The sequence below is a fragment of the Micromonospora sp. SD12 genome (assembly GCF_052068495.1).
In the GTDB taxonomy this organism is placed as follows: Bacteria; Actinomycetota; Actinomycetes; order Mycobacteriales; family Micromonosporaceae; genus Micromonospora; species Micromonospora echinofusca.
Window position 1 is genome coordinate 69,254 of record NZ_JBQHDF010000013.1, and the last position, 24,758, is coordinate 94,011.

Consider the following 24,758-nt stretch of genomic DNA (forward strand, 5'->3'; position numbering starts at 1 on the left):
AGATGCCGTCGGCAGCGGAGGTCATGACGATGCACGATGACGCGTCCCCCTTCTTCATCGCCCCGCACCGCTTCGACGCGGACGACGGCGTGACCCCGGCGCTGGACCGGCGGCACGAGCTGGTCGTCGAGGCCGGCGAGCGGGTGCTCGCCCGGCGCCGGCTGCACGCGTCGGGGCACCTGCTCGGCCCGACGGAGGCGCGACTGCGGTGGACGTTGCCCGAGCCGGTGGCGGTCACCGTCACCGACCGGCGGATCGCGTACGTCGGCGCCGGGCCGCAGCTCGCCCTGGTCGGCGGGGCCGGTGCGGGCGCGCGGCACCGCCGGGGCGTACGGCTGCCGGGCCTGGTCAGCGGTCAGATCCGCTGGCAGTGGCCGTCCCGGCTGGAGCTGCTGGCGGCGGAGCCCGGGGAGCACGCCCGCCTGCTGGTGGTCTGCGACGCGCTGCGCACCATCCAGCAGCCGGCCCTGGGATTCACCGGGCCCGCCGGGGAGATCGTCGAACTGACCCGCCTGGCGCGCCGGGCGGTGGCCGGTTTCCGGCTGACCCACCCCGAGCTGGTCGACCTGTCGCCGCCCGAGCGGGACGTGCTGGCGGTGCGCGCCGGGGCCGGGCCGGGCGCTGGCGAGACCCGGATCACCCTGCCCGGGTCGCTGCCGGTCGAGTTCCAGTCCCGGGAGGACTACTACCGGCCGGGACGCGTCGACCGTGGCTGGCAGGGGCCCGCCGCCGGCGCGGCCTCCGGGCACCGGTGAAGCCGGCGGTACGGGCGGCCGCCCCGGCGCCGACGACCACGTGCGCCGGGGCGAAGCGCCGCCGGGAGGCTGTCACGCGTCGGGCGTAGCGGTGCCGGGAGCCGTCAGGCGCCGGGCGTAGGCGATGCCGGGCGGCTGTCACCGCGTCGGGCGTACGGCCGTGGGGATGTCAGGCGTCGGGGTCGACCGCGGCGGCCCGGCGACGCACCTCCAGCTCGGCGGCCTCCTCCAGGGTGGGTGCGGTGCCACCCAGGTGCTTCGGAAGCCACCAGGTGTCGTCGGGGCCGGCCGGCTTGTCGGGGTAGTCCCGCTGGGCGCGGTCGACGAGCGCGGTGAGCCGCGCCTTCAGGTCGACGGTCATCGCGTTGGCGTCCGGGTAGTCGGCCGGGTCCATCGGCTCGCCGACCAGGATGGTGATCGGGATGTGCCGGCGGTTGAGGGTGCGCGGCCGGCCCTTGGTCCAGAGCCGCTGCGTGCCCCAGATCGCCACCGGCAACACCGGCACGCCGGCCTCGGCGGCCATCCGGGTGGTCCCGCTCTTGAGTTCCTTGACCGTGAACGACCGGCTGATCGTGGCCTCGGGAAAGACGCCCACCACCTCGCCGCGCCTCAGGGCGCTGACCGCCGTCGCGTACGACCCGGCACCCGCCCGCCGGTCGACCGGGATGTGCCGCATGCCCCGCATCAACGGGCCCGAGATCTTGTGCGTGAAGACGGACTTCTTGGCCATGAACCGCACCAGCCGCTTCGCGGGGTTCGCGCCCAGCCCGCAGAAGATGAAGTCGAGGTAGCTGATGTGGTTGCTCGCCAGCACCGCCCCGCCCGTACGCGGCACGTGGTGCGCGCCCTCGATGGTGATCTTCAGGTCGAGGACCCGGAACATCGTCTTGGCGGCAGCGATCACGGGCGGGTACACGAGTTCCGGCATGGCGCGAACTTACCCTGCCCGGCTGAAGGCCATGCCGGCCCGCCGCGCCGCCGTGCCGGAACGCCTCCGCAGCCACTGCCCGCCGCCGCGTCGGGCCTCTCGGGCCGGTCGGGCCTGCCAGACCTGCCAACGAGCCGGCCGGGCCTCTCGGGCCGGCCGGGCCTTTCGGGCTGCGGCCTCGGGCGGCGGCGGGCCGGCGGCGCGCGGTCGGGTCGCGCCGCCGGCCCGGTCGCGCTAGTCGGTCAGCCGGTGCATGTCGAGGCGGCCCCGGGCGAACGCGTCGACGCGGCCCCACCGGCCCGGGATGTCCAGCACCTCGATCCGGCCCATCCCGATCGGCAGCCGGGGTTCCACCGCGAGGTGCCCCTCGTGCGGCTCCAGGCCGAGCATCGTGCGCAGCAGCAGCAGTGGCGTGCCGGTCGACCAGGCCTGCGGGCTGCACGCCGTCGGGTACTCGACGGGGAACTTGGTCAGCTCGCGCGGGTAGCCGCCGAACGCCTCCGGCAGCCGGCCCTCGAAGTAGGTGGCCGCGTCGAGGATGCCGTTGGCGATGACCGCCGCCTCCTCGGCGAAGCCGTACCGGCGCAGACCCCAGGCGATGAACGAGTTGTCGAACGGCCAGATCGTGCCGTTGTGGTAGCCGATCGGGTTGTAGCGCACCTCGCCCTCGGCCAGCGTGCGTACGCCCCAGCCGGTGAAGAGCCGGGGCCCGACCAGGTGCTGGGCGATCTTCTCGGCCCGGTCGTGGTCGATGATGCCGCTCCAGAGCAGGTGGCCGATGTTGGAGCTCAGCACGTCGCACTGGCGGCCGTCCGGGTCCAAGGCCAGGGCGTAGTACTCGCCGTCGTCCACCCAGAAGTCCCGGTTGAACCGTTCCTTCAGCGCCGCCGCCTCCCGCTCCAACCGGTCGGCCAACTCCGGGTCGCCCCAGAACTCACGGGCCAGCCGGGCGGCGCGCACCTTGGCGTCGTACGCGTACCCCTGCACCTCGCAGGTGGCCCGGGGAAACGGCGGCAGCGTGCCGTCGCGGTAGGAGATGGAGTCCCAGGAGTCCTTCCAGCACTGGTTCTCCAGGCCGGTGTCGGTGTTGCGGCGCTCGTACCAGATGTAGCCGTTGCCGACCAGGTCGGCGTAGTCGTCGATCCAGTTCAGCGCCGCCCGGCACTCCCGCTCCAACTCCATGACCAGCTCGACGTCCCCGCTCCACTTCTCGTACTCGTCGAGCAGCACCAGGAACAGCGGGGTCGCGTCCACCGACCCGTAGTACGGCGAGTGCGGCTGTTCCTCGAAGGCGGCGGTCTCGCCGTAGCGCATCTCGTGCAGGATCCGGCCCGGGTCCTCGTCCCGGAAGTCGTCGAACCGGGTGCCCTGCAGGGAGGCCAGGATCCGAAGCGTGGTCTTCGACAGCTCCGGCGTGAACGGCAGCGTCTGGAGGCAGGTCAGGATGCTGTCGCGGCCGAACATGGTCATGAACCAGGGCAGGCCGGCGGCCGGCAACGACGCCCCGCCGAGGGAGAGCGGCGAGAAGCGCAGCGCGGCCAGGTCGATGAGGCTGCGTCGGTACGTCGAGGCGACCCGGTCGTGCTGGCTGTTGACCTTGGGGGCCCTGGCGATCCACTCCTCGAGGTCGTGCTGGAGCGCGAGCCGCTCGGTGGTGTGCGCCCGCAGGCCCATCCGCAGGTCCCGACCGCCCGGGGAGAGCGCCATGGTCTTGACGTCGATCTCGGACTCCCACCGCTCGTTGGGCTGCAGGTGGATGGAGTAGGCGAAGCCCTTGCGGTCGTACCGCGGGGCCGGGGACGCGGAGATCAACGTCTCCCGGATGAAGTTGCCCCGCCGGTAGCCCAGGCGCAGCCGGTCCGACTCGACCTCCGTGTAGATCTCGCCCTTCTTGTTGAGGATCTCGTCCTTGACCTGGAACAGGTCGGCGAAGTCGGATGCCGCCTCCATCCTGATCTCCAGGTCGACCGCCTTCTCGTCGTGGTTGAGGATGGTGAGCGTCTCCCGGAAGCTGCCCCCCACCGCCCGCTCCCGGATGATCGACAATTTCGCGTCCACGTAGTGCGTCGCCATCCCCGGCACCAGGAAGAACCGGGCCTCGTAGTACTGGAGGTCGTCGTACGACAGGGGGGTGAGCCGGTCGCCGTTCACGGTCAGCACCCACGTCGACAGGTACCGGGTGTCCAGGGAGAAGAACCCGGTCGGCTCGCTCGGTGTCGCCTCGATGTCACCGGTGTCCTCCGACACCACGAAGGTGCTGCCGTCCAGGATCCGGATCGTGTTGCTCTGTGCCATCACCGCACCTCCCGATGGACCTCGAAATGCCGGCGTGGTCCGCGGGCGTCCGGATTGCCGGGGAAGAGCCGCTCCATCTGCACCACCAGTCGGAGGTCCCCGCTCACCGTCATGTCCCCCCGCAGCAGCGCCGCCACCCCGTGCTCGCGGCCGGCGGCGAGGTCCTCGAAGAGCTCAGGGCTGGTCCCGACCACCGTGTCGGCCTCCTGGTCCTCCCGGCTCACCTGGAGCCGGCCGTGGTCGATCCGCAGCAGCCAGTGCGTCGTGTGCGCCCCCTCGTGCAGGTCCAGGCGCAGGGTCCCGGAGGACTTCGCCAGCAGGGGGTCGTACCCCCGCCGGTCGAGGTCCTCGAAGAACCTCGTCGTCGCGTCCACCATCGGGTCCTCTCCTCCCCCCGTCGGTCAATGTCCCGAGCAGGGGGTCCCCGTCCGGTGCCGGGCCAACCTCGCCCGGATGGGGTGAGTCGCCTCCGTCCGGCGCGTCGCGCCGGTGCGGCTCGCTCCCCGTTCCGGGGCGCGTCGGCTAGATCACCAGGGTGTCGTAGCGGCCCTTCCACCGGCGGACGTGGCCGCGCCACCCGGCGAGCAGCGCGATGACGGTCCAGCCGACACCGCCGAGGAGCAGTGCCGCCAGCATGCCGCCGGAGTCGACCCGGTCGGCGACCTCGAGGTCGACCACCCCGTCCGGATCGGTGAGCACGGCGAGCCTGTCGCCGACCTGGTGCCCGGGGTTGCTGCCCTGGTGGACCAGCGGCTCGTCGAGGCGCCCGTCGACGCCCTGCAGCGTGAACTCGTACCGCTTGCCGACGACCTGCACGTCGACGATGGTCACCTCCTGGCGGACGCCGCGCGCCTCCAGCACCGCCTCCGGGGCGAGCTGTACCGATCCCACGAGGACGAACAGGGCCGGAACCACCGCGAGGAAGGCCAGCCACGCGGCCCGGTGCAGCAGACGTACGGCGACCACGAAGACCAGGCAGAGGAGCAGGCCGGTGATGATCGGGACGACCGTCGCGCCCACCGCCACGTACGCGACGGCGGTGTTCAGCCCGATCACGACCAGACCGAGCAGCACCACCAGCAACGTCGTCGTGATCGACCTGCCGGCCGACCATGCCCCCGCCATGGGCCCGGAACCGGTAGGCGACGCCGTCATCGTGGATCGGTGGGGAGACCATCCGTTCGGCTGGCTCCGACCTGGTGTGGAGGGCTCCGTGGACACGGCAAGATCATAGAGCGGGCGCGTGAAGCTGACCGCATGTCGCCCCGGGCGACGGCGCCCCGCCCACAGTTGGAGACGCGACGCCGGCTCCCGTCTCGGGGAGCCGGCGCGCCGCGGCGGACGGGTCAGTTGTTCGGTTCGTCGGCGCTGATGTCGGCGAGCACCGACTGCGGCTCCCGCTCCACGGCGAGGTCGCCCATCGAGACCAGGCCGACCAGCCGCCCGTCGTCGATGACCGGCAGCCGGCGCACGGCGTACGTGCGCATCAGGTCGGCGGCGGCCACCGCGTCGTCGTACTGGCTGACCGTGATCACGTCCTTGCTGGTGATCCGGTTGAGCGGGGTCGAGTTCGGGTCCAGGTTCTCGGCGACGCCCCGTACCGTGATGTCCCGGTCCGTCACGATGCCGATCACGTCGTCACCGTCGGTCACCACCACGTCGCCGATGGCGCTGTCGCGCATCTCCTGCGCAGCGGCGGTCAGCGTGTCGTTGCCGTCCATCGTCACCAACCGGGTCGTCATGAACTCTCCGACCGTTGTCATGGTGCTCCCCTCTCGGTGTCGGCACCGCCGTCTACCCGCCGACCGCACGGGGTAACGCGAGGCGCCCCGGGCGGGAAGGCCACGTGAGCGGGGAGGGGTCAGGCGCGCGGTGGGACGCCGTAGAGGCGTTCGACGTGCAGCCGGAGCACGAGGCGCCCCTCGGCGACCATCGCCCGCCGGTAGTCGGCCCAGTCCGGATGATCCCCCTGGATCGCCCGGTAGAGGTCGACCAGCTCGGCGACGGTGGCGTCGTCCGGGTCGGCGGCCACCGGCGTCAGCTCGGCGCGCGCCTCCGCGACCGCGTACGCCCAGCCGTCGGCACTGCTGACGTGGAAGGAGGCGCGCGGGTCCCGGCGCAGGTTGGCGGTCTTGGCCCGGCCGTCGGTCACCGAGACGCGGATCAGGGCCGACGCGCCGTCGAAGGAGTAGATGACGGTGGAGAGCTGCGGGCGCCCGTCCCGCTTGAGCGTCGCCAGCACCCCCAGCCGGTGGCCGGCGACCAGCTCCGTCAACGCCCGCTGGGTCTCGTCGTCCGCCACGGCAACCTCCCGCTCAAACCGGTCACGGCGGTCCCATCGAACCACGGCGGACGCCCCGCCCGCCGTACGCCGGCGCGACCGGGCCAGCCGAGGGACGCCACCGGCCCCCGCCGAAGCCTGCGGGGGCCCGGAGAGGCGTGCCGGTCAGCGGCGCTCGGCGGCGACCAGCTCGGCGAGCTGCACCGCGTTGAGCGCGGCGCCCTTGCGCAGGTTGTCGTTGGAGCAGAACAGGGCGAGGCCGTGCTCGACGGTCTCGTCCGCGCGGATCCGTCCCACGTAGGTCGGGTCCTGGCCGGCCGCCTGCAACGGGGTCGGTACGTCGGCGAGCGCCACGCCGGGGGCGCCGTCGAGCAGCTCGCGGGCCCGCTGCGGGGTGATCGGGCGGGCGAAGCGGGCGTTGATCTGGAGCGAGTGGCCGGTGAACACGGGCACCCGGACGCAGGTGCCGGAGACGCGCAGCCCGGGGATCTCCAGGATGCGGCGGCTCTCGTTGCGCAGCTTCTGCTCCTCGTCGGTCTCGAAGCTGCCGTCGTCGACGATCGAGCCGGCGAGCGGGAGCACGTTGAACGCGATCGGCCGGGCGAACGAGCGGGGGGCCGGGAACTCCACGGCCGCGCCGTCGAAGGCGAGGCCGGTGGCGTGCTCGGCGACCTTGCGGACCTGCTCGTCGAGTTCGGCGACGCCGGCCAGGCCGGCGCCGGAGACCGCCTGGTACGTCGAGACGACCAGGCTGACCAGCTCCGCCTCAGCGTGCAGCGGCCGCAGCACGGGCATCGCGGCCATCGTCGTGCAGTTCGGGTTGGCGATGATCCCCTTGGGGCGTACGGCGGCGGCGTGCGGGTTGACCTCGGCGACGACCAGCGGCACCTGCGGGTCCATGCGGAACGCCGACGAGTTGTCGATGACGACGGCGCCGGCGGCGGCCACCCGCGGCGCGAGCTCCTTCGCGGTGCCCTTGCCGGCGGAGAAGAGGGCGATGTCGAGCCCGGAGTAGTCGGCGGTGGCCGCGTCCTCCACGGTCACCTCGCCGTCCCGCCAGGGCAGGGTGCGCCCGGCCGAGCGCGCCGAGGCGAACAACCGCACCTGCTCCGCCGGGAACTCCCGCTCCGCCAGCACCTGCCGCATCACGCCACCGACCTGGCCGGTGGCCCCCACAATGCCGATCCTCATGCCCGCGAGGCTACCCAGCCGGGCGGCCCGACCGGGAACGCTTTCCCACCCACCGGGGCCCGTGACGGCGTCGCGGTGGTCACCCCGCAACCGCCACGGGACGAAAACCACACCGCCGGGAGGGCCGGTGGGACGAGAGGATCGTCAGCCGGCGGGGCGGACCGCCGCAGCATCCACGCCGGCCGCCCCCGGGCGGGACGCGGCCCCGGCCGGGGGCGGCGCGACGCACGTCACACCGCCCCCGGCCGGTCAGGAGGCGTCCTCGACGAGTTCGCCCAGGCCGGTGGCGACGAGTTCGTCGCGGATCACGGCGGCGTCGCCCTCCACCACGAGGGTGAGTTCCTCCGGGCGCAGATGCGTGGCGGCCGCCGCGGAGACCTGGGCCACGTCGGCGGCGAGCAGCGACTCCCGCAGCCGGGCGTGGTAGTCGTCGGGCAGGTCGTGCACGACCAGGGTGGTCAGCGCGGCGGCGATGGCCCGGGGGCTCTGCAACTCCACCGAGAGCTGCCCGGCCCGCCAGGAACGCGCGACCGCCAACTCCTCCTCGGTCACCCCGGTCTCGCGGGTACGGGTGATCTCCCCGACGGCCTCGACGACGGCCGGCGCGGTGACGGCCGTCTGCACGCTGGAGCTGACCCCGAAGCGGCCGAACCGGCGGGACGAGGCGAAGTCGCCCCGGATGCCGTACGTGTAGCCGCGCACCTCGCGGATCAGGTGGTTGAGCCGGGAGGTGAACGCCCCGCCGAGCACCGTGCCGGCGAGCGTCATCGGCACGTGGTCGGGGTGGGCACGGTGCGGCGACGGGTGGCCCAGCCGCAGCGTGGACTGCACCGAGCCGGGCCGGTCCACGAGGATGATCCGCCGGCCGGAGCGGGTCGGCACCTCGATCGGGCCGCCCTGCTCGACCGGCCCGCCGCCGGTGCCGGCGAAGGCCGTCGCGCCGAGCGCGTCCAGGTCCAGCCGGTCCAGGTCACCCGCGACGATCAGCGTGCCGGGGCGGATGAACCACTCGGAGTGGAAGACCGTGACGTCCTCGACGTCCAGCGCCGCCACCGACTCCGGGTCGCCGTACATGGGGCGGCCCCAGCGGTTGCCGGCGCCGAACAGGTCGGCGCGCAGTGCCGCGTCGGCCCGCGGGCCGGGGTTGGCCCAGTCCATCCGCAGCGCGGTCGCCTCGTCGTCACGCACCCGCCGGACGTCGTCCGGGTCCAGCTTCGGGGTGCGTACCGCCTCGGCGAGCAGCTCCACTGCGGCGCTCAGCCGTTCCACCGGCACCTGCACGCTGACCTGGAAGGAGTCCCAGTCCAGGCCGATCACCAGCTCGGTGCCGAGCCCTTCGATCGCCAGCGCGTACGCCGTCGCGTCGCGCTGCGCGGTGCCCTCCTCCAGGGCCTTGGCGAGCACCGCGCCGAGCCCTTCCTTGCCGGTCGGTTCGCGCCCGGCGCCCGCGTCGAGCAGCAGCAGCGCCACGGCCAGGTTCTGCCCGGGCAGGTGCGCGGCGACCACCTGACCACCGGCGACCGTGCGGCGGACCACCTGCGGGAACCGGTACGGGCGGGCGGCACCCGGCCCGGGACGGTCAGCGATCAGCGTCATCAGGGCTTCTCCTCGGGCAGGTAGGTCAGGGTCACCCGGTCGTCGGCGGCGAGCACCTCGGCGGCGGCCTCGGCGATCTGCTCGGCGGTCACGGCGAGCCAGGCCGGCAGCCGCTGCGCGGCCTTCGCCGGGTCGCCGAACTGGGTGGCGTAGCGCCCGAGCGTGTCCGCCCGACCGTCCACCGTGGACATCTGTCGCCACCACGAGGTGCTCAGCAGGGACTTGGCCCGGTCCAGCTCGGCGGCGGTGACCGGGACGGTGGCCAACTCGTCGACCACCTCGGCCAGCCCGGCGCCCAGCCGTTCGGCGCTGACCCCGGGGCGGGCCGTGGCGGTGGCGATGAGCGGCGCGGGGGCGTGCGCCAGGTCCACCCCGTACGCCCCGACGAGGTCGGGCTGGGCGATCCGCTCCCCGTCGGCGAGGCGCTGGTAGAGGCGGCTGCCCCGGCCGCTGCCCAGCACGGTGGCGAGCACCGTCAGCACGTCGTAGCCCGGGCTGCCGAAGGGGTGGGTGCGGTGCGCCACGTAGACGCGCGGCGCCGGCACGTCGGCGGTGACCGTCTCCACGGCGGGTCGGCCGGTGGCCGCGACGGTCCGGCCGTCCGGCGCGGGCGGGATCTCCGCGCGCGGCGGGATCGCGCCAAAGTACTTGTCGGCCAGCGCGAACACCTCGGCGGCCGAGGCGTCGCCCACCACGGTGAGCACCGCGTTGTTCGGCGCGTAGTAGGTCTGGTGGAACGCCTGGAAGGTGGCCAGGTCGGCGGCGTTGAGGTCGGCCATCGACCCGATCGTGGCGTGGTGGTAGGGGTGCCCGGGCGGATAGAGCAGCGGCAGCAGCCGCAGCCAGGCGTCGCCGTAGGGCACGTTGTCGTAGCGCTGGCGCCGCTCGTTCTTGACCACGTCCCGCTGATTGTCCAGCGTCTCCTGGGTCAGCGCGGGGACCAGCCCGCCCATCCGGTCGGCCTCCAGCCACAGCGCCAGTTCGAGGTGCTCGGCGGGGACGGTCTCGAAGTAGTTGGTGCGGTCCGGGTTGGTGGTGGCGTTGAGCGAGCCGCCCGCGCCCTGCACCAGCTTCATGTGCTCGGTCTTCGCCACGTTGACCGAGCCCTCGAACATCAGGTGCTCGAAGAGGTGGGCGAAGCCGGTCTGCCCCTCGGGCTCGTGGCGGGAACCGACGTCGTACCAGAGGTTCACCGCGACCGCCGGGGCGGTGCGGTCCTCACTCACCACCACGCGCAGGCCGTTGTCCAGGCGGGTGGTCTCGATGGGCCAGGGGTAACCGCTGTCGGGCATGGCACGACGCTATCCGATCGGGGGTCGCGCAGCGGGACGCGCCGCACGGGGCGAGGCATCGACCGCCGGCCGCCGGGTACCGGGGAGACATGCCGCCTGCCGCCACCGTGACCGACCGGGCCGCCGTCGCGGTCGACCGCGCGACCGCCGCCCTCACCCGGCTGCGCCGGGCCCGCCTGCTGCATCCCGCGGGCCGCTCGTTCGCGGGCGAGGTCGTCGTCTGGGGTACGCCGGGACCGCCGACCGGGGTGCCGCTGCTGGACGATCCGGGACGCTTCCCGGCGACCGTCCGGCTCTCCAAGGGCGTGCCCACCCCGGGCGCCTGGCCGGACGTGCTGGGGCTGGCCGTGCGCCTGCACTCCGACGCGGGCCGGCCCTTCGACCTGCTGGTCAGCTCCAGCGGGGCCGCGCCGCTGCTGCGGAACCTGCCGCTGCCCCGGCGCCGCTTCGCCGGGACGTACAGCACGATCATGCCGTTCCGCGCGGGCCGGCGGCGGCTCTTCCTGGCCGCGCTGGCCGACCCGGAGTCGCCCGACCTGGGCCGCAGCCTGCCCGAGGTCGCCGCCGCGGCCCGGGCGGACGCGCCGCGCCTGGTGCTCGCGGTCGCGTCCGCCGTCGGGCCGTGGCGGCCGTTCGGGCAGGTCGCCCTCGGCGACCAGCTCAGCGCCCGGGAGGACGCCGCGCTGGCCTTCGACCCGATCGGCAACCTGCCGCCGGGACTGCGGGCGGTCGGCCCGATCGCCTGGCTGCGGGAGCACACCTACCGGGCCTCGCAACGGACCCGGGGTGCCGTGCCTCAGTCGGGGGGTTCGATGGGGGTCACCGTCTGATCGGAGGTACGCCGCTCCAGCACGGTGTCGGGGGCGGCGTTGCGGTCCTCCTCCCGGAGGTCGGACTCGGCGAGGATGGCTTCCGCCTGCGCACGGGGGTCGTCGCTGCCGGCAGCCGCCTCCTCGGGCAGCAGGTGGGCTCGGGACTCCACCCGTTCCTGGTCGCTCTGCTCGTGACTCATGACCGCCCACATACCCCGCCGCCGCCTCCGGCACGCCGCATGATCGCGCCCGGCGGGCGGTCAGGAGCGGAACGGGCCGCGCACCTCGTAGGTGATGCCCCCGGAGGAGGAGCCGGACGTGCCGCGCTGCGACGAGAAGTAGAACCGGCTGCCGTCGGGCGAGAACGCCGGCCCGCAGATCTCCGACGAGGACTGGCCGGTGATCCGCAGGAACGGGGCGACCACCCCCGCCGGCGTGATCACGTTGATCTCCATGTTGCCGCCGTCCTCGGCGACGTAGAGGTCGCCCGAGCGGGCCCCGGTGATGTTGTCCACCCCGGTCAGCGGCGCCGTCCCGGAGACCAGCGAGTCGTCGTACGCCAGGTCGATGCGCTGGTTGACCGCGTCGTAGGCCCAGACCCGGTTGTCGCCCTTGGTGGTGAACCAGCAGGTGCCGTCGGCGTACCAGCAGCCCTCGCCGCCGTTGAACCTCTTCGCCCCGGAGACCTGGTTGCGGGTGAGCGTGGGCGAGCCGTCCGGGTCGGGCACCCGCGCCCAGCTCACCGGGCCGCTGGTGCCCGTGCCGGCGACCAGCACCTCCAGCGTGCCGGTCGAGAGGTCGCCCCAGGTGGTCGGCCGGAACCGGTAGAAGCAGCCGCTGGTCTCGTCCTCCGTGAGGTAGACGACCTGTCGCTCCGGGTCGCAGGCGGCCGCCTCGTGGTTGAACCGGCCCATCGCGGCCCGCCGCACCCCGGCCCGGCCGCCCTGCGGGTACGTCTCGTAGACGTATCCCCGGCTGACCTCCTCGCCGGAGAGCCAGGTCCCCCACGGGGTCGCGCCGCCCGCGCAGTTGCGGTTGGTGTTCGACAGGATGCGGTACGCCGAGGCGACGCTGCCGTCGGCGTCGAAGCGCACCGCGGAGGCCCCGCCGGTGGTCAGGATCTCGGAGTTCGAGACGTAGATCCATCCGGTTCCGGCGACGAAACAGGCGCCGCCGTCGGGCGCGTCGTGCCAGGTGTACGACGTCCCCGGCACCGTCTGCCGGGAGCGGGCGATCACCCGGCTGGTGAAACCGGCGGGCAGCTGGATGCCGTTGGCGTCGGCCGCGCCGAGCGGCCCGTACGGGCTGGCACCGGGCTGAGCAGGGGCGGCCAGGGCGGCGCCGGCCCAGAGACTGCCGGAGAAGGCGGCGGCGCCGCCGAGGACGGTGGCGCGCAGGACGGTACGACGGTCCATCGGGAACCTCCGGGAAACAGCGGTCGGTGTCGATGAAACTACCGCCGCGCCCATCGATGGAGGTGAACACGAAGCGAGTCTTTCCCGACGACCGGGTGGACCTTCCCGCACGGTCGGGTACGCTGGGCCGCGTGACGCGTTCGTATCGATGGTTTAGGCAGCCGGCTCGCACGCCGGTGACTTCACCATGATCTGACGTCACCACATTCGAGCCGGCCGGGCAGGAGCTTCCGTTCCTGCCCTTTTGCGTACGAGCAGCCGGCTCGACCCGGGCACCGGCCCCGGGGCACGGTCGGCGGAAGGACTCCCACCGTGACGACCCCGGAGACCGATCGGGTCAGCGACCAACGCATCGACCGCGTCGTGCCGTTGACCACCCCGGCCCTGCTGCACCACGAGCTGCCCCTCGACGACACGCTCGCCTCGGCCGTACTGGCCGGGCGACGGGCGGTCGGCCGCGTGCTGGACGGCGCCGACGACCGGCTGCTGGTGGTGGTCGGCCCGTGCTCGGTGCACGATCCGGCCGCCGCGCTGGAGTACGCCCACCTGCTGCGCGAAGCCGCCGCGCGGGTGGCCGACGACCTGCTGGTCGTGATGCGGGTCTACTTCGAGAAGCCGCGCTCGACGGTGGGCTGGAAGGGCCTGATCAACGACCCCGGGCTGGACGGCTCCGGCGACGTCAACACCGGCCTTCGTACGGCCCGCGCGCTCCTGCTCGACGTGCTGCGCCTGGGCCTCCCCGTCGGCTGCGAGTTCCTCGACCCGATCACGCCGCAGTACATCGCCGACACGGTGGCGTGGGGAGCGATCGGCGCGCGGACGGTGGAGAGCCAGGTGCACCGGCAGCTCGCCTCCGGCCTGTCGATGCCGATCGGCATGAAGAACCGCCCGGACGGCAGCATCGGCACCGCCGTCGACGCCATCCGGGCCGCCGGCGTACCGCACGTCTTCCCCGGCATCGACGTCTCCGGCACGCCCGCGATCCTGCACACCAGGGGCAACGCCGACGGGCACCTGGTGCTGCGCGGCGGGGGCGGCCGGCCGAACTACGACGCGGAGTCGGTGGCCGGCGCCCTGGAACTGCTGCGCGCGGCCGGCCTGCCCGAGCGCGTGGTGATCGACGCGAGCCACGCCAACAGCGGCAAGGACCACCGCAACCAGCCGAGGGTGGCCGCCGACGTGGCGGCCCAGCTCGACGCCGGGCAGCGCGGCATCGTCGGGATCATGCTGGAGAGCTTCCTGCTCCCCGGCCGCCAGGACCTGGACCCGACCCGCGAGCTGACGTACGGCCAGTCGGTCACGGACGCCTGCATCGGCTGGGACACCACCGAGGAGGTCCTCAACCACCTGGCCGCCGCCGTCCGCACCCGCCGCCGCACCGCCGTACCCACCTCCGCCTGACCCGCCTCGCCCGGTCGGCGTCGGGGTGGGAGAACAGTGCCGCCCCCGGGCCCTGAGGCTCGGGGGCGGCACTGGTGCCGGTGTGCAGGTCGCCTCTCGGCGAGTGGCGCGACGCGGCTCCAGCCGGACGGTATTCCGCGAAGGCAATTTAGGTGAGGCCCGGGGACACTGGTCACACCGACACCTGACTCAACGGGCGACCCGCCGCCGGTGTTCCGGCCTCCGCCATGAGCGCCGTCACAGCCGGGGCCGCGCTCCCCGGTTCGCTCCGACGAGGCCGCGCCGCGAGGGACGCTCACGCACGGCGCCGGGGTGCGGTGACGTTTGACCGATTCGGTCGCGGGTAGCTGACCTCTCGTGACCGACGACGCACCCGTGACGGACGCGCCCGTGGTCGAGGAGCCGGACACCCGGCGCCTCGACGAGCTGCTGGAGGATCTCTACCACGGCCAGGAGCGGATCAGTCAGGCGGACATCTACCGCCGGGCCGTCTCCGCGGAGCTGCCCGCGCAGCTCCTCACCCGCATCGCCGCCCTGCCCGAGGGCGAGTACGCCGTGGACGAGGTCGCCGACCTGCTCGGCGGTTCGGTCACCTGACGCCCGGCGACCCGGGCCCGCGCGACCCGGGCCGTGGCGGCCGTCGTCCGTGGGGCGGCTCGCGCCGCCCACCCGTCCCCCGGGGCGGACGGCCTCGGCGCACCCGAGGCCGACGAGCAGTGAGGAGAACGAGATGTCCCACCACGAGGAAGAGCACGAGAAGCTGCCGGCGCTCGGTCAGCCCCCCGGGGGCCGGGACACCCTGCCGGAGCCCGACTTCGCCAACGAGCACGACCGCACGGCGGTCGACCGGGACATCATCACCGGGGCGGACGCCGACGAGCGCGAGCCGGAGGCATCCCGCGGCTGGGCCGGCGAGGATCACGGCACGACCCCGACCTGATCCGCGCGACCCGGCGGGGCCGGGGTGGACGGATCGACGTGCGAAGGGGGCCGGCGCGCAGCCGGCCCCCTTCGTCGTACGTCGTCAGTCCTCGTCGTGGTCGCCGCCCTCGGCGGCCTGCTGGGCCACCGCGTACGCCATCTGGAGGAAGTCCGAGGCGGCCACGGCGGTCAGCGCGGTCGCCACCAGGCGGGTCAACCGGGGGGCGAGCACCAGCCCGCCGGTGAGCCCCGTGGCGATCCAGACGGCGAGGCAGAACGGGCAGCTCAGCAGCTCCCCGATCGCGTGCCGGGTGGAGCTGCCCTGGTCACGGACCTGCTCCATCACCTCGCCGCTGCCGATCGGCTTGTCGTAGCGGGTGAACGGCGCCCGCAGCGGACTCGTCACCGCGTCCTTCGACAGCAGCCGGCTCAGCTTGTGGGTGGCGATGCTGAGCAGCACCACGTCGGCCGGGGCGGGCCGGTCGGGCACCGGTCGGCCGGTCGCCCGGACCAGGCCGGCGATGCCGGCGGTCACCCCGGCGTAGGTGCCCATCGCCGCCAGGTAACCGCCCAGCGGCCGGTGCTCGTGCGGCGCGTACGCCTGGCGCAGCCGCGCCACCTTCTCCTTCAGGGCGGTCACCCGGTCTCCTCGGTCTTCTCGCTGGTGCGGGCCGGCTCAGCCGGCCTGCAGGTTGTCGGCCACCACGCGGGCCAGGCTGTCCAGCGCCTCGTCGGCCAGTCGCTCGGCGTCCGGCCCACCCGTGAGGTCGAGCCGCATCCGGGCACCACCCGCCTGGGCGGGCTCCACCCGGATCTCCGCCGACCACTCCTCGGCGGCGCTCCACCGCGCGCGCAGCTCCTCGGCGCTGACCTCGTCCGCCGGGCTGCCGTCGGCGCGTAGCGGCTCGGGCAGCCACGCCGACGCCCGGGCGGGGTCGGTGGCGGTGTTGAAGACCACCTCCGGCGGCGCGGACATCCCGCGCTCGGCGGACGCCATCAGGCGTCCCGCAGCCGGCTCGGGTCGACCTCGCGGCCGGGGTGCCGGGCGAGGTACTCGGTCTCCAGCTCCGCGGTGCGGCGCAGGTGGTTGGCGAGGGCGGAGTCCGACGCGTGGCGCAGCGTGTCCAGGCGCGTACGGTGCAGGCTGTGCATCTCCCGGACCAGGTCCTCGTCGGCCAGCTCGGCCGGGTCGACGCCGAGCAGCTCGCCGTCGGGCTCGTCCGCCTCGCCGGAGGCCCTGTCGTGGACGTGGTCGCCGTCCCACTCGGGCATCCGCTGCTCCGGGCTGCCGAAGTCGTCCTGCCGTACCGATCCCGTCATGATCGACCCCCTGCTCTGGTTTGGGCTCGCGTCTAGACGGATGCCCACACCTGGTGACACCAAACCAGAGCGCCCTACGACGCCGCGTCGGAGACCGCTGCCGCCCCCGGTACCCTCGATGCCATGAGACGGCTCTGGACCCCGGCGTGGATCGCGCGCCACGTGGCCATGGTCGTGCTGGTCACCGGCTTCCTGGCGCTGGGCTGGTGGCAGGTCAGCCGGGCCGCCGCCGGCAACGCGATCAGCTGGGGCTACGCGGTCGAGTGGCCGATCTTCGCGGGCTTCGTGGTCTTCGTCTGGTGGCGTGAGGTCCGGCACACGCTGCGTGGGCCCACGGCGCCGGCCGACGGCCCCGGGGAGGTGCCCGCCGACGCCCCGCAGGCCGCCGCGACGCGCCCGGTCGTACGCCGGCCCGTCCGGGTCGCCCGCGTGTCCGCGGCTGCCGACGGCGGCGAGGACGGCGACCTGGCCGCCTACAACCACTACCTGCAATGGCTGAACGACAACCCGGGCGCCAAGCCCGGTGACTACCCCGGCTGAGGCCGGACGCGAAAGGACGGACGACGGTGGGCGCAGCCCTGACCCGGTACCGAGTCATCGCCTGGATCGTCGGCGTGGCGCTGATCCTGCTGGTCGTGATCGGCATGCCGATGAAGTACGCCTTCGACGAACCGATCCTGGTGGAGACCGTGGGCCAGGCCCACGGCTTCCTCTACATGCTCTACCTGGTGGCCGCCTTCGACCTGTCCCGCCGGGCCGGCTGGCCGCTGAAGCGGATGGTCCTGGTCATGCTGGCCGGCACGGTGCCGTTCGTCTCCTTCTTCGCCGAGCGCCGGGTCAGCTCCTGGGTGACCGCGGAAGAGACCGGGCGCACGCCGGAGCCGGTCGCCGGCTGACGCCGGTCACCGGTTGGGCCGCCACGGGTCGACCGAGGCGAGCGGGTCCTCCCAGCCGCCGTAGCGGTTGATCTCCCGGGCCCGGCGCAGGGCCCGGGAGACCTGGCCGAACTGCCGCTCGTCGTCGCTGCTGAACAGCAGCACCCGCTCGCCCCGGCGCCGCCCCCACAGCTCGTACGCGGGCGGTCGCCACCGGTCCCCCACCAGCGCGACCAGCACCGGCAGCAGGAACACCAGGCCCAGCACGAGGTACGCCCCCGCGGTGAGCCGTTGCAGCCCGCCGGTGAAGCCGAGCAGCAGGCCGACGCCGCCGATCATGGCGCCGGTGACGACGACGGCCCGCACCGCGACGCGGTCGTGCGGGCCGCGGCCGGTGTGCAGGTGGGTCAGCTCGGTGACCTGCCAGCTGTTGCGGCCGACGGTGAACCGGTCGACCGTGACGATGATCCCGGGTCGGGCGTAGAGGAGGGTGTTCTTCGCTGCGGTCACCGGCGGTGACTGCGGCTGTCGGGTGGCGCCTTGAGGGTTCACGGTTCTACCTCCCACGGCTGGTGCCGGGTCGGCTCCCGTCGACGGGTCTCGCGTCGGTGCCGGTCGGCGGGATTCCCGGCTGCGCGCTTCATTGTGTGGCGCACGTGCCAGCCCCGACGGCGATTTCGGCTCGCGTCCGGGGCGGGCGGCCCCGCGTCCCGTCGCTTCCGGCCACCGTGTCGGTCTTGTCGGCCATAACGGACCAGCGCCCGGCGGCATGCGTCGAGAACGACGAATGGCGCATATCGTCCCAACGCCGGCAATAGCCGCGGCGCCCCGCGCCGAGCCGGGAAAAGTTGATCACTCTACGTGTCCTCGGTGATCAACAATTTCCGTCACTCCGCGAACATTCGACCCAGCTTCAACTGCGCATCACTCCCGCCCCGGGATAGGTTGTCCGGGCCGGCCCGGTCGATCGCCGTCCACCCGGACAGCACCGGCCCGGTGTCGTCGGGGACCTCAGCAGCCCGCGGCGGCCGGTGGGAGAGGAGCCTTCCGCTCTTGTCGTCCCTCAGGAACACGCTGCGCGCCCTGGCGGTCGCCGTGGTGTCGGCCACGCTGCTCGCACCGGCGGTACCCGCCCGGGCCGAACCGTCCCCCGCCGAGCTGACCCGGCGGATCGAGAACTCCTCCACGAAGCTCGAACACGTCGTCGAGGCGTACAACAAGCTCCGCGAGGAGATCAAGGCCAACCAGGCCGCCGTGGCGCGGGTGCAGAGCCGCATCGGTCCGCTGGAGCAGGAGACCGAGCGGAGCCGGGCCGACGTCGGCGAGATGGCGGTGACCGCGTACAAGACCGGCAGCAACCTGACCACCGCCGACGCGCTGCTGCGGCCCGGCGGCGCCGACACCCTGCTGGACCGGCTCGACATGCTGGACCAGCTCACCCGGCAGCGGCAGGCGAAGATCACGAACTTCACCGGCAACCAGCGCCGGCTGCTCGACGAGAAGACCCGGCTGGAGGTCACACTGGGCCGGCAGGCGGCGCAGGCCCGCGAGATGACCGCCGCGAAGAAGCGGATCGAACGCGACCTGGCCGAGCTCTACGAGCTGCGCCGGCAGGCGTACGGGCGGGCCACCGAGAAGCCGGCCGCCCGGCCCGACAGCGCGAAGCAGGCCCCGGCGGTCTCCGGCCGGGCCGGCACCGCGGTGCGGTACGCGTACGGCGCGCTCGGCAAGCCGTACGTCTGGGGCGCCGACGGGCCGAACGGCTACGACTGCTCGGGGTTGACCTCGGCGGCCTGGCGGGCGGCCGGCAAGTCGCTGCCGCACAACACCCGGATGCAGTGGGGCGCGGTGACCCACATCAGCCGCAGCGAGCTGCGCCCCGGCGACCTCGTCTTCTACAGCGGGCTCGGGCACGTGGGCCTGTACGTCGGCGGCGGCCAGGTCATCGACGCGCCGAGCGCCGGTCGCAACGTGCTCAAACGGGGCATGAACCTGATGCCCATCCAGGGCTACGGCCGGGTCCGCTGACCTGGCCCGAGTACGGCGAACGGCCGGCGTCCCCCTATCGGACGCCGGCCGTTCGCCGTTGTTCCTACCCTGCTCAGGCCGCCTGGAGCCCCTCGGCCCTGGCCAGCTCGCGGAGCCGGCCGAGCGCCTGGATCTCCAGCTGACGGATCCGCTCCCGGGAGAGCGAGAACCGCGAGGCCACCTCGGTAAGGGAGTGCTCCCGGCCGTCCTCGAGCCCGTAGCGGGCCCGCATGATGCCGGCCGAACGGTCGTCGAGGTGGTTGAGCAGGCCCTCGATCCGCTGCCGCTCCAGCCCGGTGAGGACGATCTCCTCCGGCGACGGCGCGTCGCTGTCGGCGACCAGGTCACCGAGGTTGGTGTCGCCGTCGTCGCCCACCGGGGTGTCCAGCGAGACGGTGTCCTGCGACCAGCGGACCAGCTCGTTGACCCGCTCGACGGTGACCCCGAGGGCCGTCGCGATCTGCTCCGGCTCCGGGTCGCTGCCCAGCTCACGGGTGAGCTGGCGGGCAACGTTGCGCATCCGGTTGACGTCCTCGACCAGGTGCACCGGCAGGCGCACGGTGCGCTCCTGCTGGGCGATCGCCCGGCTGATCGCCTGGCGGATCCACCAGGTCGCGTAGGTGGAGAACTTGTAGCCGCGCACGTAGTCGAACTTCTCGACCGCCCGCACGAGGCCGGTGTTGCCCTCCTGGATCAGGTCCAGCATGGGCATGCCCGAGCGGACGTAGCGGCGGGCGATCGACACGACCAGCCGCAGGTTGGCCCGGATGAACAGGTCCTTGGCCCGCTCGCCCTCGGCGACCAGGCGTTCCAGGTCGTCCCGGTCGACACCGGCGGGGACGCGGTCCTCACCGAGCAGGTGCTCGGCGTAGAGGCCGGCCTCGATCGCCTTGGAGAGGTCGACCTCCTTGGCGGCGTCCAGCAGTGGCGTCCGGGAGATCTCGTGAAGGTAGACGCCGACCAGGTCGCGCTCCTCGGCAACCTCGTCGGTTCGCATGCCGATGTTCTTGTCCACGTTGCCCACGGTCCCCTCGCTCGCGCCGGTTGCCCGGTTCCTTGCCATCCCCACGTCCATCAGCCCTCCCCCGTAACTTCCGCTGTGCCCACCGGTGCTGACACCTACACAACAGTTGAGACGTGTCGGGGATTCCATGTCGTGAGTCGAAACTGTCACGAATGCCTGATAATCCGCTGAGAGCGCGGTCCATGTTTGCTGTCAGCACCCCATGTGGCGGCTCTCCGGCGGGCACCACACCAGGGGCGGCGGATCGACGTGTCGCCGTCTCCCGATCCATGGCAGCACCGCCCGGTCGGAGGCACAGCGACCCGGGTCACCGTCGCGCTGCGATCCTGGTCACTGCCAGACACGCAGCGGTGGACGGCTCGGTTCATCCACGCCCGTGGTAATACCCCACCCCCCGGTGAACAATCCGCCGCGCCATCGCATGCCCCCGCGTGACGGGGATCGCAGGAAGGGCCGGGCGGGCGGCGGGGCGGGGCAGGACGGGCGGCGGGACGGGGGCGGATCAGGAGGCGAGCAGGGCCAGGGCGCTGCGGACCTGGTCGGCGGAGCGGGCCAGGGCGGCCCGCGCGGCGGACACCTCCACCCCGGAGACGAGCGAGACCAGCGCCACCTTCATGTCGCCGTCGGCCTCGACGAGGGCCCGCCGGCAGATCTCCTCCGAGCAGCCGGTGGCCTCGATCAGGATCGAGATCATCCGGCCCCGCAGCTTGGCGTTGGTGGCGACCATGTCGATCATGAGGTTCGAGTAGACCCGGCCCAGTCGGACCATCACGGCTGTGGAGAACGTGTTCAGCACCAGCTTCTGCGCGGTGCCCGCCTTCATCCGGGTCGACCCGGTGACGACCTCCGGCCCGGTGTCCACCCCGATGAAGACGTCCACCGACCGGGCGGCCTCCGCCTCCGGGTTGGCGCAGAGCAGCACGGTCGAGGCCCCCTTGGCGCTCGCCGCGGCGAGCGCCCCCAGGACGTACGGTGTGCGTCCGCTGGCGGCGAGTCCGACCACGAGGTCCCCCGACCGTACGCAGTCGGCGGCCTCGGCCGCGCCGCCCCGGTCGTCGTCCTCGGCGTCCTCCACCGCCCGCCACATGGCCTCCGGCCCGCCGGCGATGTGCGCGCAGAACCAGTGCCGGGGCGAGTTGAAGGTGGGCGCGAGTTCGGCGGCGTCGAGCACGCCGAGCCGCCCGGAGGTGCCGGCGCCGAAGTAGTGCACCCGGTGCCCGCCGCGCAGGGCGGTCACCGCCAGGTCGACGGTCGCGGCGATCTCGTCGAGGACGGCCGCGACGGCGCCTGGCACCCGCCGGTCCGCCTCGTTGATCACCGTGAGCACGTCGCGGGTCGACATGAGGTCGAGGTCCGCGCTGAGCGGGTTGCGCCGCTCGGTCGGCGCGCCGACCCGGATCACCGGCCGGGCCGCCATCGGAGCCGTCACCTCGTGGGGTTCCACCGCGCCCGCCGTCATGCCCGCCTCCGTCCCGGGCCGATCCGGTGTGACCGGACCGCCTCGGCTGTCGCTTCGAGGGCCTTCCTGGCCCGGGACCGGTTGCGCGCGGCCACCCCGACGAAGAGGCAGTCGACGACGGTGAGCTGGGCCAGCCGGCTCGCCATCGCACCGGAGCGGTAGGTCGTCTCGCGGGCGGCCGTGGTGAGCACGAAGTCGGCCACCTCGGTGATCGGCGACCGGGGGAAGTTGGTGAGCGCCACCGTGGAGGCTCCCCGGGCCCGCGCCTGCTCCAGCACCTCGATCACGTCCGAGGTGGTGCCGGTGTGCGAGATGCCGACGGCGACGTCGCCGCGCCCGAGCAACGCGGCCGACGTCAGCGCGGTGTGCACGTCGGGGAAGTAGAAGGCGGTGCGGCCGATGCGGTGCAGCTTCTGCTGGAAGTCCGAGGCGACGAACCCGCTGGCGCCCGCCCCGTAGACGTCGATCCGGCTGGCCCCCGCGATGGCGTCGACGACCTGCTCGCAGATCGCCGGGTCGAGCTGCTCGGCCGTCTCCTCGACGGCCCGCGCGTCGTTGAAGGCGATGGTCGCGATGATCTGGGCGAGGTCGGCACCGGGCGGAATGTCGCCGCCGACGACCCGGGCGTCCGGCGGCTCGACCCGGCGGGCGGCCTCGGCGGCGAGCCGGATCCGCAGCTGCGGGTAGCCGTCCATGCCGACCGACCGGCAGAAGCGGATGACGGTCGCCTCGGATGTCTCCGCGGCGGTGGCGAGGTCGGTGATCGTCCGACGCGCGGCGTCGGCCGGGTCGGAGACCACCAGCCGGGCGACCCGCTGCTCGGCCGGCGACAACGAGGGGAGCAGGCCGCTGATGTGGACGATCAGCCCACCCGGCTCGTGACTCGCAGAAATCTTCGGACTCTTCGCCACGGATGAAACTTACTTTCACGAGGCGTGAGCGTCAACCATGACTGGGCGTATTGGGAAAAGTACCGCCCGCCCGGACGTGCCGTTTTGCCCGTCGGTGCCATTCCCACGAACGGTGGCCCCTCCCGGCGCGACCCACGCGAGGGCTGCCGGCCCACCGATCCTCCCTCTCCTGGTGCAGACCATGCCACCTCCCGGCCGTGCGCGATGCCCCGGGCACCCGACGGGACCCGTCGGGCAGCCGCCGCCCACACACCGTCCGCGGCCGGCCCGGACGGTCGACCGGTCGGTCGCGACCGACTCGGGCCACGCCACCGCCGATCGCGGCCGGCTCAGGCCCGTCCCGCCGCGCGGCCGGCTCAGAGCCGTCTCCCACCGCGCCTGCGGCGCGTTCAGGCGTCCCGCCGCGCCTGCGGGCCGGTTCAGAGCCGTCCCGCCGCCCGCGCCCGTTCAGACCCTCCCGCCGCGCCCGCGCCGGTTCAGACGGTCAGCCGGGCGATCGCGACCGGTTCCGCCCCCGGCGGGACGGGCACGACGGCAGGTCGACTCCCACTGCCGGCCGGCCAGCCGTCGCGCCCCTCGGCCGGCCGGTCGTCGCGGTCGTCGGCGGACGCCAGCCAACCCGCCATGTATGCCTGGATCTGCCGGGAGACCTCCTCCGGCGGGCGCCCGGCGTCGACCACCACGAAGGTGGGGTACTCCGGCAGCGTCCGGTAGGCGGTGTCCGCGGCGGTCAGGTAGCGCATGCTCTCGTGGTCGGTGCCACGCTGCTCGATCCGCCGGTACGCCTCGGCGGGATCGACGGTCAGCAGGAAGGTCACCTGCGGTCGCGGGAACATCCGGTAGCCGGCCCGGGCCAGCCGCTCCCAGCGCTGCCCCCCGTGCGCCCTGATGCTCGCGTACTGGCAGGCGGAGTAGCGGTCCATGACCGCGACCCGGCCGGTGGCCAGGCAACTGAGCAGGGCGACGGCGATCGCCAGCCAGCGGAGCACGGACTCCACCGCCAACATGCCGTTGCGCCCCACGAGCCGCTGGGCGTCGGGGCGGCCGAGGCGGTGCGCGAGGCGCCCCAGCCAGCGTCGCCCGCCGGCGTTGCGGTGGTAGGTGGCGGGGCGGCCCGCCGCGGTCAGCGCGTCGGCGAGCCGGTGCGCCTGGGTGGTCTTGCCCGAGCCGTCGATGCCGATCAGGGCGACGGCGCGCAATCGGGCCCTGCCGCGCCGCGCCTCCGGTGATCTGGACACTCTCCACAGGCTATCCGACCCGCGCTCGCGTACCCGGGAGTTTTGTGCTGTGTCCTCCCGGTTGACCCCGACCGCGCCGCCTGCCAGGTGTGGCCCGCCGGGATGCCGGGTACCGGAGTTGGATCAGCCGCCCACCACCATCGACGGGAGACGCCAATGGCAGAGCGCGGGGACGAGAGCCTGGTGCACACGCTGAAGAAGGTCGCCGCCGTGCTCAAGCAGGAAGAGATTCCCTTCGCGCTCGGGGGCAGCTTCGCGGTGTACGCCCACGGCGGTCACTCCAGCGAGCACGACGTCGACTTCCTGATCCGCGAGGTCGACGTGGAGCGCTCCCTGGAGGCGCTGGTCGCGGCGGGCTTCACCGCCGAGCGGCCGCCCGAGGACTGGCTGGTCAAGGTCTTCGACGACGGCCGCATGGTGGACCTGATCCACCGGCCGATCGAGACCCCGGTCACCGAGGAGACGTTCGCCGACACGGTCGTACGACCCGTCGACGCGATCCACATGCCGGTGCTCTCGGCCACCCAGCTCATGGTGCACAAACTGCTGAGCTTCTCGCAGCACTACTGCGACTTCGCCCGGGGTCTGCCGCTGGCCCGTTCGCTGCGGGAGCAGATCGACTGGGAACGGGTACGCAAGGAGACGCAGCACTCGCCGTACGCGGAGGCGTTCCTGGTGCTGTTGGACCGGCTGGAGGTGGTGCCGCACTCCGGCACCGGCGAGGGAGAGGGGACACCGTGACCGAGCACCGCGACGTCGCCACCGGACCGCCCGACGAGTACGTCGAGGCCGAGGTCCACCGCCTGCTCACCGAGGACCCGGACGTGGCCGAACAGGGGATCACCGTGGTCCGCCGGGAGCGCGGCCTGATGCTCTACGGCGAGGTCGAGAGCCCGCACCGTCGGGAGGAGATCCTGCGCCGGGTCGCCGAACGCTTCCCGGACGTGCCGATCACCAGTGACATCGGGGTGATCCGCGCGCAGGCGCCCACGGAGATCGAGCAACTGCCCTGAGGA

29 protein-coding genes are annotated in these 24,758 nt (G+C 73.3%); 10 read left to right on the forward strand and 19 right to left on the reverse strand.

Annotation, left to right across the window (positions count from 1 at the left end):
- Positions 1-29 precede the first annotated feature (29 nt).
- Complete coding sequence (locus tag ACTMS2_RS21850) at positions 30-755, forward strand: hypothetical protein (RefSeq protein WP_441177117.1); 726 nt, start codon at positions 30-32, stop codon at positions 753-755.
- Positions 756-924: 169 nt separating this feature from the next.
- Here the strand turns inward: ACTMS2_RS21850 and ACTMS2_RS21855 are convergent, their stop codons facing one another.
- The 9 genes from ACTMS2_RS21855 to ACTMS2_RS21895 form a co-directional block, all read right to left on the reverse strand.
- Positions 925-1,683 (reverse strand): lysophospholipid acyltransferase family protein, encoded by a 759-nt coding sequence (locus ACTMS2_RS21855; RefSeq protein WP_441177050.1) that lies wholly within the window; start codon positions 1,681-1,683, stop codon positions 925-927.
- Positions 1,684-1,917: 234 nt separating this feature from the next.
- On the reverse strand, positions 1,918-3,978 hold the full coding sequence (locus ACTMS2_RS21860) for an amylo-alpha-1,6-glucosidase (RefSeq protein ID WP_441177051.1): 2,061 nt from the start codon (positions 3,976-3,978) through the stop codon (positions 1,918-1,920).
- Entirely contained in the window at positions 3,978-4,355 is a 378-nt protein-coding gene (locus ACTMS2_RS21865) for an SCP2 sterol-binding domain-containing protein (RefSeq protein WP_441177052.1), read from the reverse strand. Before ACTMS2_RS21865 ends, ACTMS2_RS21860 begins: the two co-directional genes overlap by 1 nt.
- A gap of 145 nt (positions 4,356-4,500) precedes the next feature.
- A complete protein-coding gene (locus ACTMS2_RS21870; RefSeq protein WP_441177053.1) occupies positions 4,501-5,103 on the reverse strand; it encodes a hypothetical protein in 603 nt (200 codons plus the stop codon).
- A gap of 221 nt (positions 5,104-5,324) precedes the next feature.
- The gene (locus ACTMS2_RS21875) at positions 5,325-5,741 is read right to left on the reverse strand and encodes a CBS domain-containing protein (RefSeq protein WP_441177054.1); all 417 of its coding nucleotides are present in this window, start codon (positions 5,739-5,741) and stop codon (positions 5,325-5,327) included.
- Between the two features lie 98 nt (positions 5,742-5,839).
- Positions 5,840-6,280, reverse strand: a complete 441-nt coding sequence (locus ACTMS2_RS21880) for a PPOX class F420-dependent oxidoreductase (protein ID WP_441177055.1) — start codon at positions 6,278-6,280, stop codon at positions 5,840-5,842.
- A 144-nt stretch (positions 6,281-6,424) separates the two neighbouring features.
- Positions 6,425-7,450 (reverse strand): aspartate-semialdehyde dehydrogenase, encoded by a 1,026-nt coding sequence (locus ACTMS2_RS21885; RefSeq protein WP_363899415.1) that lies wholly within the window; start codon positions 7,448-7,450, stop codon positions 6,425-6,427.
- 249 nt (positions 7,451-7,699) lie between these two features.
- Entirely contained in the window at positions 7,700-9,046 is a 1,347-nt protein-coding gene (locus ACTMS2_RS21890; protein ID WP_441177056.1) for a M16 family metallopeptidase, read from the reverse strand.
- The gene (locus ACTMS2_RS21895) at positions 9,046-10,338 is read right to left on the reverse strand and encodes a M16 family metallopeptidase (protein WP_441177057.1); all 1,293 of its coding nucleotides are present in this window, start codon (positions 10,336-10,338) and stop codon (positions 9,046-9,048) included. The genes ACTMS2_RS21890 and ACTMS2_RS21895 overlap by 1 nt, the downstream gene beginning before the upstream one ends.
- Positions 10,339-10,427: 89 nt before the next feature.
- Here ACTMS2_RS21895 and ACTMS2_RS21900 point away from each other — a divergent pair, with 89 nt between their 5' ends.
- Positions 10,428-11,168, forward strand: coding sequence for a phosphodiesterase (locus ACTMS2_RS21900; protein WP_441177058.1), 741 nt, complete (start codon positions 10,428-10,430; stop codon positions 11,166-11,168).
- Here ACTMS2_RS21900 and ACTMS2_RS21905 read toward each other — a convergent pair.
- On the reverse strand, positions 11,135-11,350 hold the full coding sequence (locus ACTMS2_RS21905) for a hypothetical protein (protein WP_441177059.1): 216 nt from the start codon (positions 11,348-11,350) through the stop codon (positions 11,135-11,137). The genes ACTMS2_RS21900 and ACTMS2_RS21905 overlap by 34 nt on opposite strands.
- A 60-nt stretch (positions 11,351-11,410) precedes the next feature.
- Positions 11,411-12,565: an alkaline phosphatase PhoX gene (locus ACTMS2_RS21910; RefSeq protein WP_441177060.1), complete on the reverse strand. Its 1,155-nt coding sequence runs from the start codon at positions 12,563-12,565 to the stop codon at positions 11,411-11,413.
- 312 nt (positions 12,566-12,877) lie between these two features.
- On the opposite strand from ACTMS2_RS21910, the gene ACTMS2_RS21915 reads away from it, so the two are divergent.
- From ACTMS2_RS21915 to ACTMS2_RS21925, 3 genes are all read left to right on the forward strand, one after another.
- Positions 12,878-13,966 (forward strand): 3-deoxy-7-phosphoheptulonate synthase, encoded by a 1,089-nt coding sequence (locus tag ACTMS2_RS21915; protein ID WP_441177061.1) that lies wholly within the window; start codon positions 12,878-12,880, stop codon positions 13,964-13,966.
- 357 nt (positions 13,967-14,323) lie between these two features.
- Positions 14,324-14,563, forward strand: a complete 240-nt coding sequence (locus ACTMS2_RS21920; protein WP_357723719.1) for a hypothetical protein — start codon at positions 14,324-14,326, stop codon at positions 14,561-14,563.
- A gap of 133 nt (positions 14,564-14,696) precedes the next feature.
- Positions 14,697-14,906: a hypothetical protein gene (locus ACTMS2_RS21925; protein WP_441177062.1), complete on the forward strand. Its 210-nt coding sequence runs from the start codon at positions 14,697-14,699 to the stop codon at positions 14,904-14,906.
- 84 nt (positions 14,907-14,990) lie between these two features.
- Here ACTMS2_RS21925 and ACTMS2_RS21930 read toward each other — a convergent pair whose 3' ends face one another.
- The 3 genes from ACTMS2_RS21930 to ACTMS2_RS21940 are packed head-to-tail and all read right to left on the reverse strand — an operon-like array spanning position 14,991 to position 16,210.
- A complete protein-coding gene (locus tag ACTMS2_RS21930) occupies positions 14,991-15,527 on the reverse strand; it encodes a DUF1360 domain-containing protein (protein ID WP_441177063.1) in 537 nt (178 codons plus the stop codon).
- Between the two features lie 36 nt (positions 15,528-15,563).
- Positions 15,564-15,884: a hypothetical protein gene (locus ACTMS2_RS21935; RefSeq protein ID WP_441177064.1), complete on the reverse strand. Its 321-nt coding sequence runs from the start codon at positions 15,882-15,884 to the stop codon at positions 15,564-15,566.
- Positions 15,884-16,210: a DUF6158 family protein gene (locus ACTMS2_RS21940; protein ID WP_441177118.1), complete on the reverse strand. Its 327-nt coding sequence runs from the start codon at positions 16,208-16,210 to the stop codon at positions 15,884-15,886. The genes ACTMS2_RS21935 and ACTMS2_RS21940 overlap by 1 nt, the downstream gene beginning before the upstream one ends.
- 120 nt (positions 16,211-16,330) lie before the next feature.
- On the opposite strand from ACTMS2_RS21940, the gene ACTMS2_RS21945 reads away from it, so the two are divergent.
- Entirely contained in the window at positions 16,331-16,747 is a 417-nt protein-coding gene (locus ACTMS2_RS21945) for a hypothetical protein (RefSeq protein WP_441177065.1), read from the forward strand.
- Between the two features lie 26 nt (positions 16,748-16,773).
- On the forward strand, positions 16,774-17,103 hold the full coding sequence (locus tag ACTMS2_RS21950; RefSeq protein WP_088998732.1) for a DUF3817 domain-containing protein: 330 nt from the start codon (positions 16,774-16,776) through the stop codon (positions 17,101-17,103).
- 6 nt (positions 17,104-17,109) lie between these two features.
- Here ACTMS2_RS21950 and ACTMS2_RS21955 read toward each other — a convergent pair whose 3' ends face one another.
- The gene (locus ACTMS2_RS21955) at positions 17,110-17,592 is read right to left on the reverse strand and encodes a DUF6232 family protein (RefSeq protein WP_357723709.1); all 483 of its coding nucleotides are present in this window, start codon (positions 17,590-17,592) and stop codon (positions 17,110-17,112) included.
- 543 nt (positions 17,593-18,135) lie between these two features.
- On the opposite strand from ACTMS2_RS21955, the gene ACTMS2_RS21960 reads away from it, so the two are divergent.
- Complete coding sequence (locus ACTMS2_RS21960; RefSeq protein ID WP_441177066.1) at positions 18,136-19,110, forward strand: NlpC/P60 family protein; 975 nt, start codon at positions 18,136-18,138, stop codon at positions 19,108-19,110.
- Positions 19,111-19,183: 73 nt separating this feature from the next.
- Here ACTMS2_RS21960 and ACTMS2_RS21965 read toward each other — a convergent pair whose 3' ends face one another.
- The 4 genes from ACTMS2_RS21965 to ACTMS2_RS21980 all read right to left on the reverse strand — a co-directional run bounded on the left by ACTMS2_RS21965 (position 19,184) and on the right by ACTMS2_RS21980 (position 23,742).
- A complete protein-coding gene (locus ACTMS2_RS21965) occupies positions 19,184-20,173 on the reverse strand; it encodes a sigma-70 family RNA polymerase sigma factor (protein ID WP_250100525.1) in 990 nt (329 codons plus the stop codon).
- Between the two features lie 463 nt (positions 20,174-20,636).
- On the reverse strand, positions 20,637-21,593 hold the full coding sequence (gene murQ, locus ACTMS2_RS21970; RefSeq protein ID WP_363899386.1) for an N-acetylmuramic acid 6-phosphate etherase: 957 nt from the start codon (positions 21,591-21,593) through the stop codon (positions 20,637-20,639).
- Positions 21,590-22,504 carry a MurR/RpiR family transcriptional regulator gene (locus ACTMS2_RS21975; RefSeq protein ID WP_101412493.1) on the reverse strand — a complete coding sequence of 305 codons (915 nt, stop codon included), beginning with the start codon at positions 22,502-22,504 and terminating at the stop codon, positions 21,590-21,592. The genes murQ and ACTMS2_RS21975 overlap by 4 nt, the downstream gene beginning before the upstream one ends.
- A gap of 476 nt (positions 22,505-22,980) precedes the next feature.
- Positions 22,981-23,742 carry a dTMP kinase gene (locus ACTMS2_RS21980; protein ID WP_441177067.1) on the reverse strand — a complete coding sequence of 254 codons (762 nt, stop codon included), beginning with the start codon at positions 23,740-23,742 and terminating at the stop codon, positions 22,981-22,983.
- 102 nt (positions 23,743-23,844) lie between these two features.
- On the opposite strand from ACTMS2_RS21980, the gene ACTMS2_RS21985 reads away from it, so the two are divergent.
- Together ACTMS2_RS21985 and ACTMS2_RS21990 are read left to right on the forward strand one after the other, a co-directional pair.
- The gene (locus ACTMS2_RS21985; protein ID WP_121400101.1) at positions 23,845-24,483 is read left to right on the forward strand and encodes a nucleotidyltransferase; all 639 of its coding nucleotides are present in this window, start codon (positions 23,845-23,847) and stop codon (positions 24,481-24,483) included.
- Positions 24,480-24,755: a hypothetical protein gene (locus tag ACTMS2_RS21990; protein ID WP_088998725.1), complete on the forward strand. Its 276-nt coding sequence runs from the start codon at positions 24,480-24,482 to the stop codon at positions 24,753-24,755. The genes ACTMS2_RS21985 and ACTMS2_RS21990 overlap by 4 nt, the downstream gene beginning before the upstream one ends.
- Positions 24,756-24,758: the final 3 nt, after the last annotated feature.

What these genes read in the sequence shown, in the direction of transcription:
- ACTMS2_RS21875 (WP_441177054.1), bottom strand. Translation starts at nt 5,741, where the DNA reads ATGACAACGGTCGGAGAGTTCATGACGACCCGGTTGGTGACGATGGAC.
- ACTMS2_RS21850 (WP_441177117.1), top strand. Translation starts at nt 30, where the DNA reads ATGCACGATGACGCGTCCCCCTTCTTCATCGCCCCGCACCGCTTCGAC.
- ACTMS2_RS21905 (WP_441177059.1), bottom strand. Translation starts at nt 11,350, where the DNA reads ATGAGTCACGAGCAGAGCGACCAGGAACGGGTGGAGTCCCGAGCCCAC.
- ACTMS2_RS21945 (WP_441177065.1), top strand. Translation starts at nt 16,331, where the DNA reads ATGAGACGGCTCTGGACCCCGGCGTGGATCGCGCGCCACGTGGCCATG.
- ACTMS2_RS21860 (WP_441177051.1), bottom strand. Translation starts at nt 3,978, where the DNA reads ATGGCACAGAGCAACACGATCCGGATCCTGGACGGCAGCACCTTCGTG.
- murQ (WP_363899386.1), bottom strand. Translation starts at nt 21,593, where the DNA reads ATGACGGCGGGCGCGGTGGAACCCCACGAGGTGACGGCTCCGATGGCG.
- ACTMS2_RS21935 (WP_441177064.1), bottom strand. Translation starts at nt 15,884, where the DNA reads ATGGCGTCCGCCGAGCGCGGGATGTCCGCGCCGCCGGAGGTGGTCTTC.
- ACTMS2_RS21965 (WP_250100525.1), bottom strand. Translation starts at nt 20,173, where the DNA reads ATGGCAAGGAACCGGGCAACCGGCGCGAGCGAGGGGACCGTGGGCAAC.
- ACTMS2_RS21985 (WP_121400101.1), top strand. Translation starts at nt 23,845, where the DNA reads ATGCCGGGTACCGGAGTTGGATCAGCCGCCCACCACCATCGACGGGAG.
- ACTMS2_RS21910 (WP_441177060.1), bottom strand. Translation starts at nt 12,565, where the DNA reads ATGGACCGTCGTACCGTCCTGCGCGCCACCGTCCTCGGCGGCGCCGCC.
- ACTMS2_RS21895 (WP_441177057.1), bottom strand. Translation starts at nt 10,338, where the DNA reads ATGCCCGACAGCGGTTACCCCTGGCCCATCGAGACCACCCGCCTGGAC.
- ACTMS2_RS21885 (WP_363899415.1), bottom strand. Translation starts at nt 7,450, where the DNA reads ATGAGGATCGGCATTGTGGGGGCCACCGGCCAGGTCGGTGGCGTGATG.
- ACTMS2_RS21865 (WP_441177052.1), bottom strand. Translation starts at nt 4,355, where the DNA reads ATGGTGGACGCGACGACGAGGTTCTTCGAGGACCTCGACCGGCGGGGG.
- ACTMS2_RS21925 (WP_441177062.1), top strand. Translation starts at nt 14,697, where the DNA reads ATGTCCCACCACGAGGAAGAGCACGAGAAGCTGCCGGCGCTCGGTCAG.
- ACTMS2_RS21870 (WP_441177053.1), bottom strand. Translation starts at nt 5,103, where the DNA reads ATGGCGGGGGCATGGTCGGCCGGCAGGTCGATCACGACGACGTTGCTG.
- ACTMS2_RS21855 (WP_441177050.1), bottom strand. Translation starts at nt 1,683, where the DNA reads ATGCCGGAACTCGTGTACCCGCCCGTGATCGCTGCCGCCAAGACGATG.
- ACTMS2_RS21900 (WP_441177058.1), top strand. Translation starts at nt 10,428, where the DNA reads ATGCCGCCTGCCGCCACCGTGACCGACCGGGCCGCCGTCGCGGTCGAC.
- ACTMS2_RS21890 (WP_441177056.1), bottom strand. Translation starts at nt 9,046, where the DNA reads ATGACGCTGATCGCTGACCGTCCCGGGCCGGGTGCCGCCCGCCCGTAC.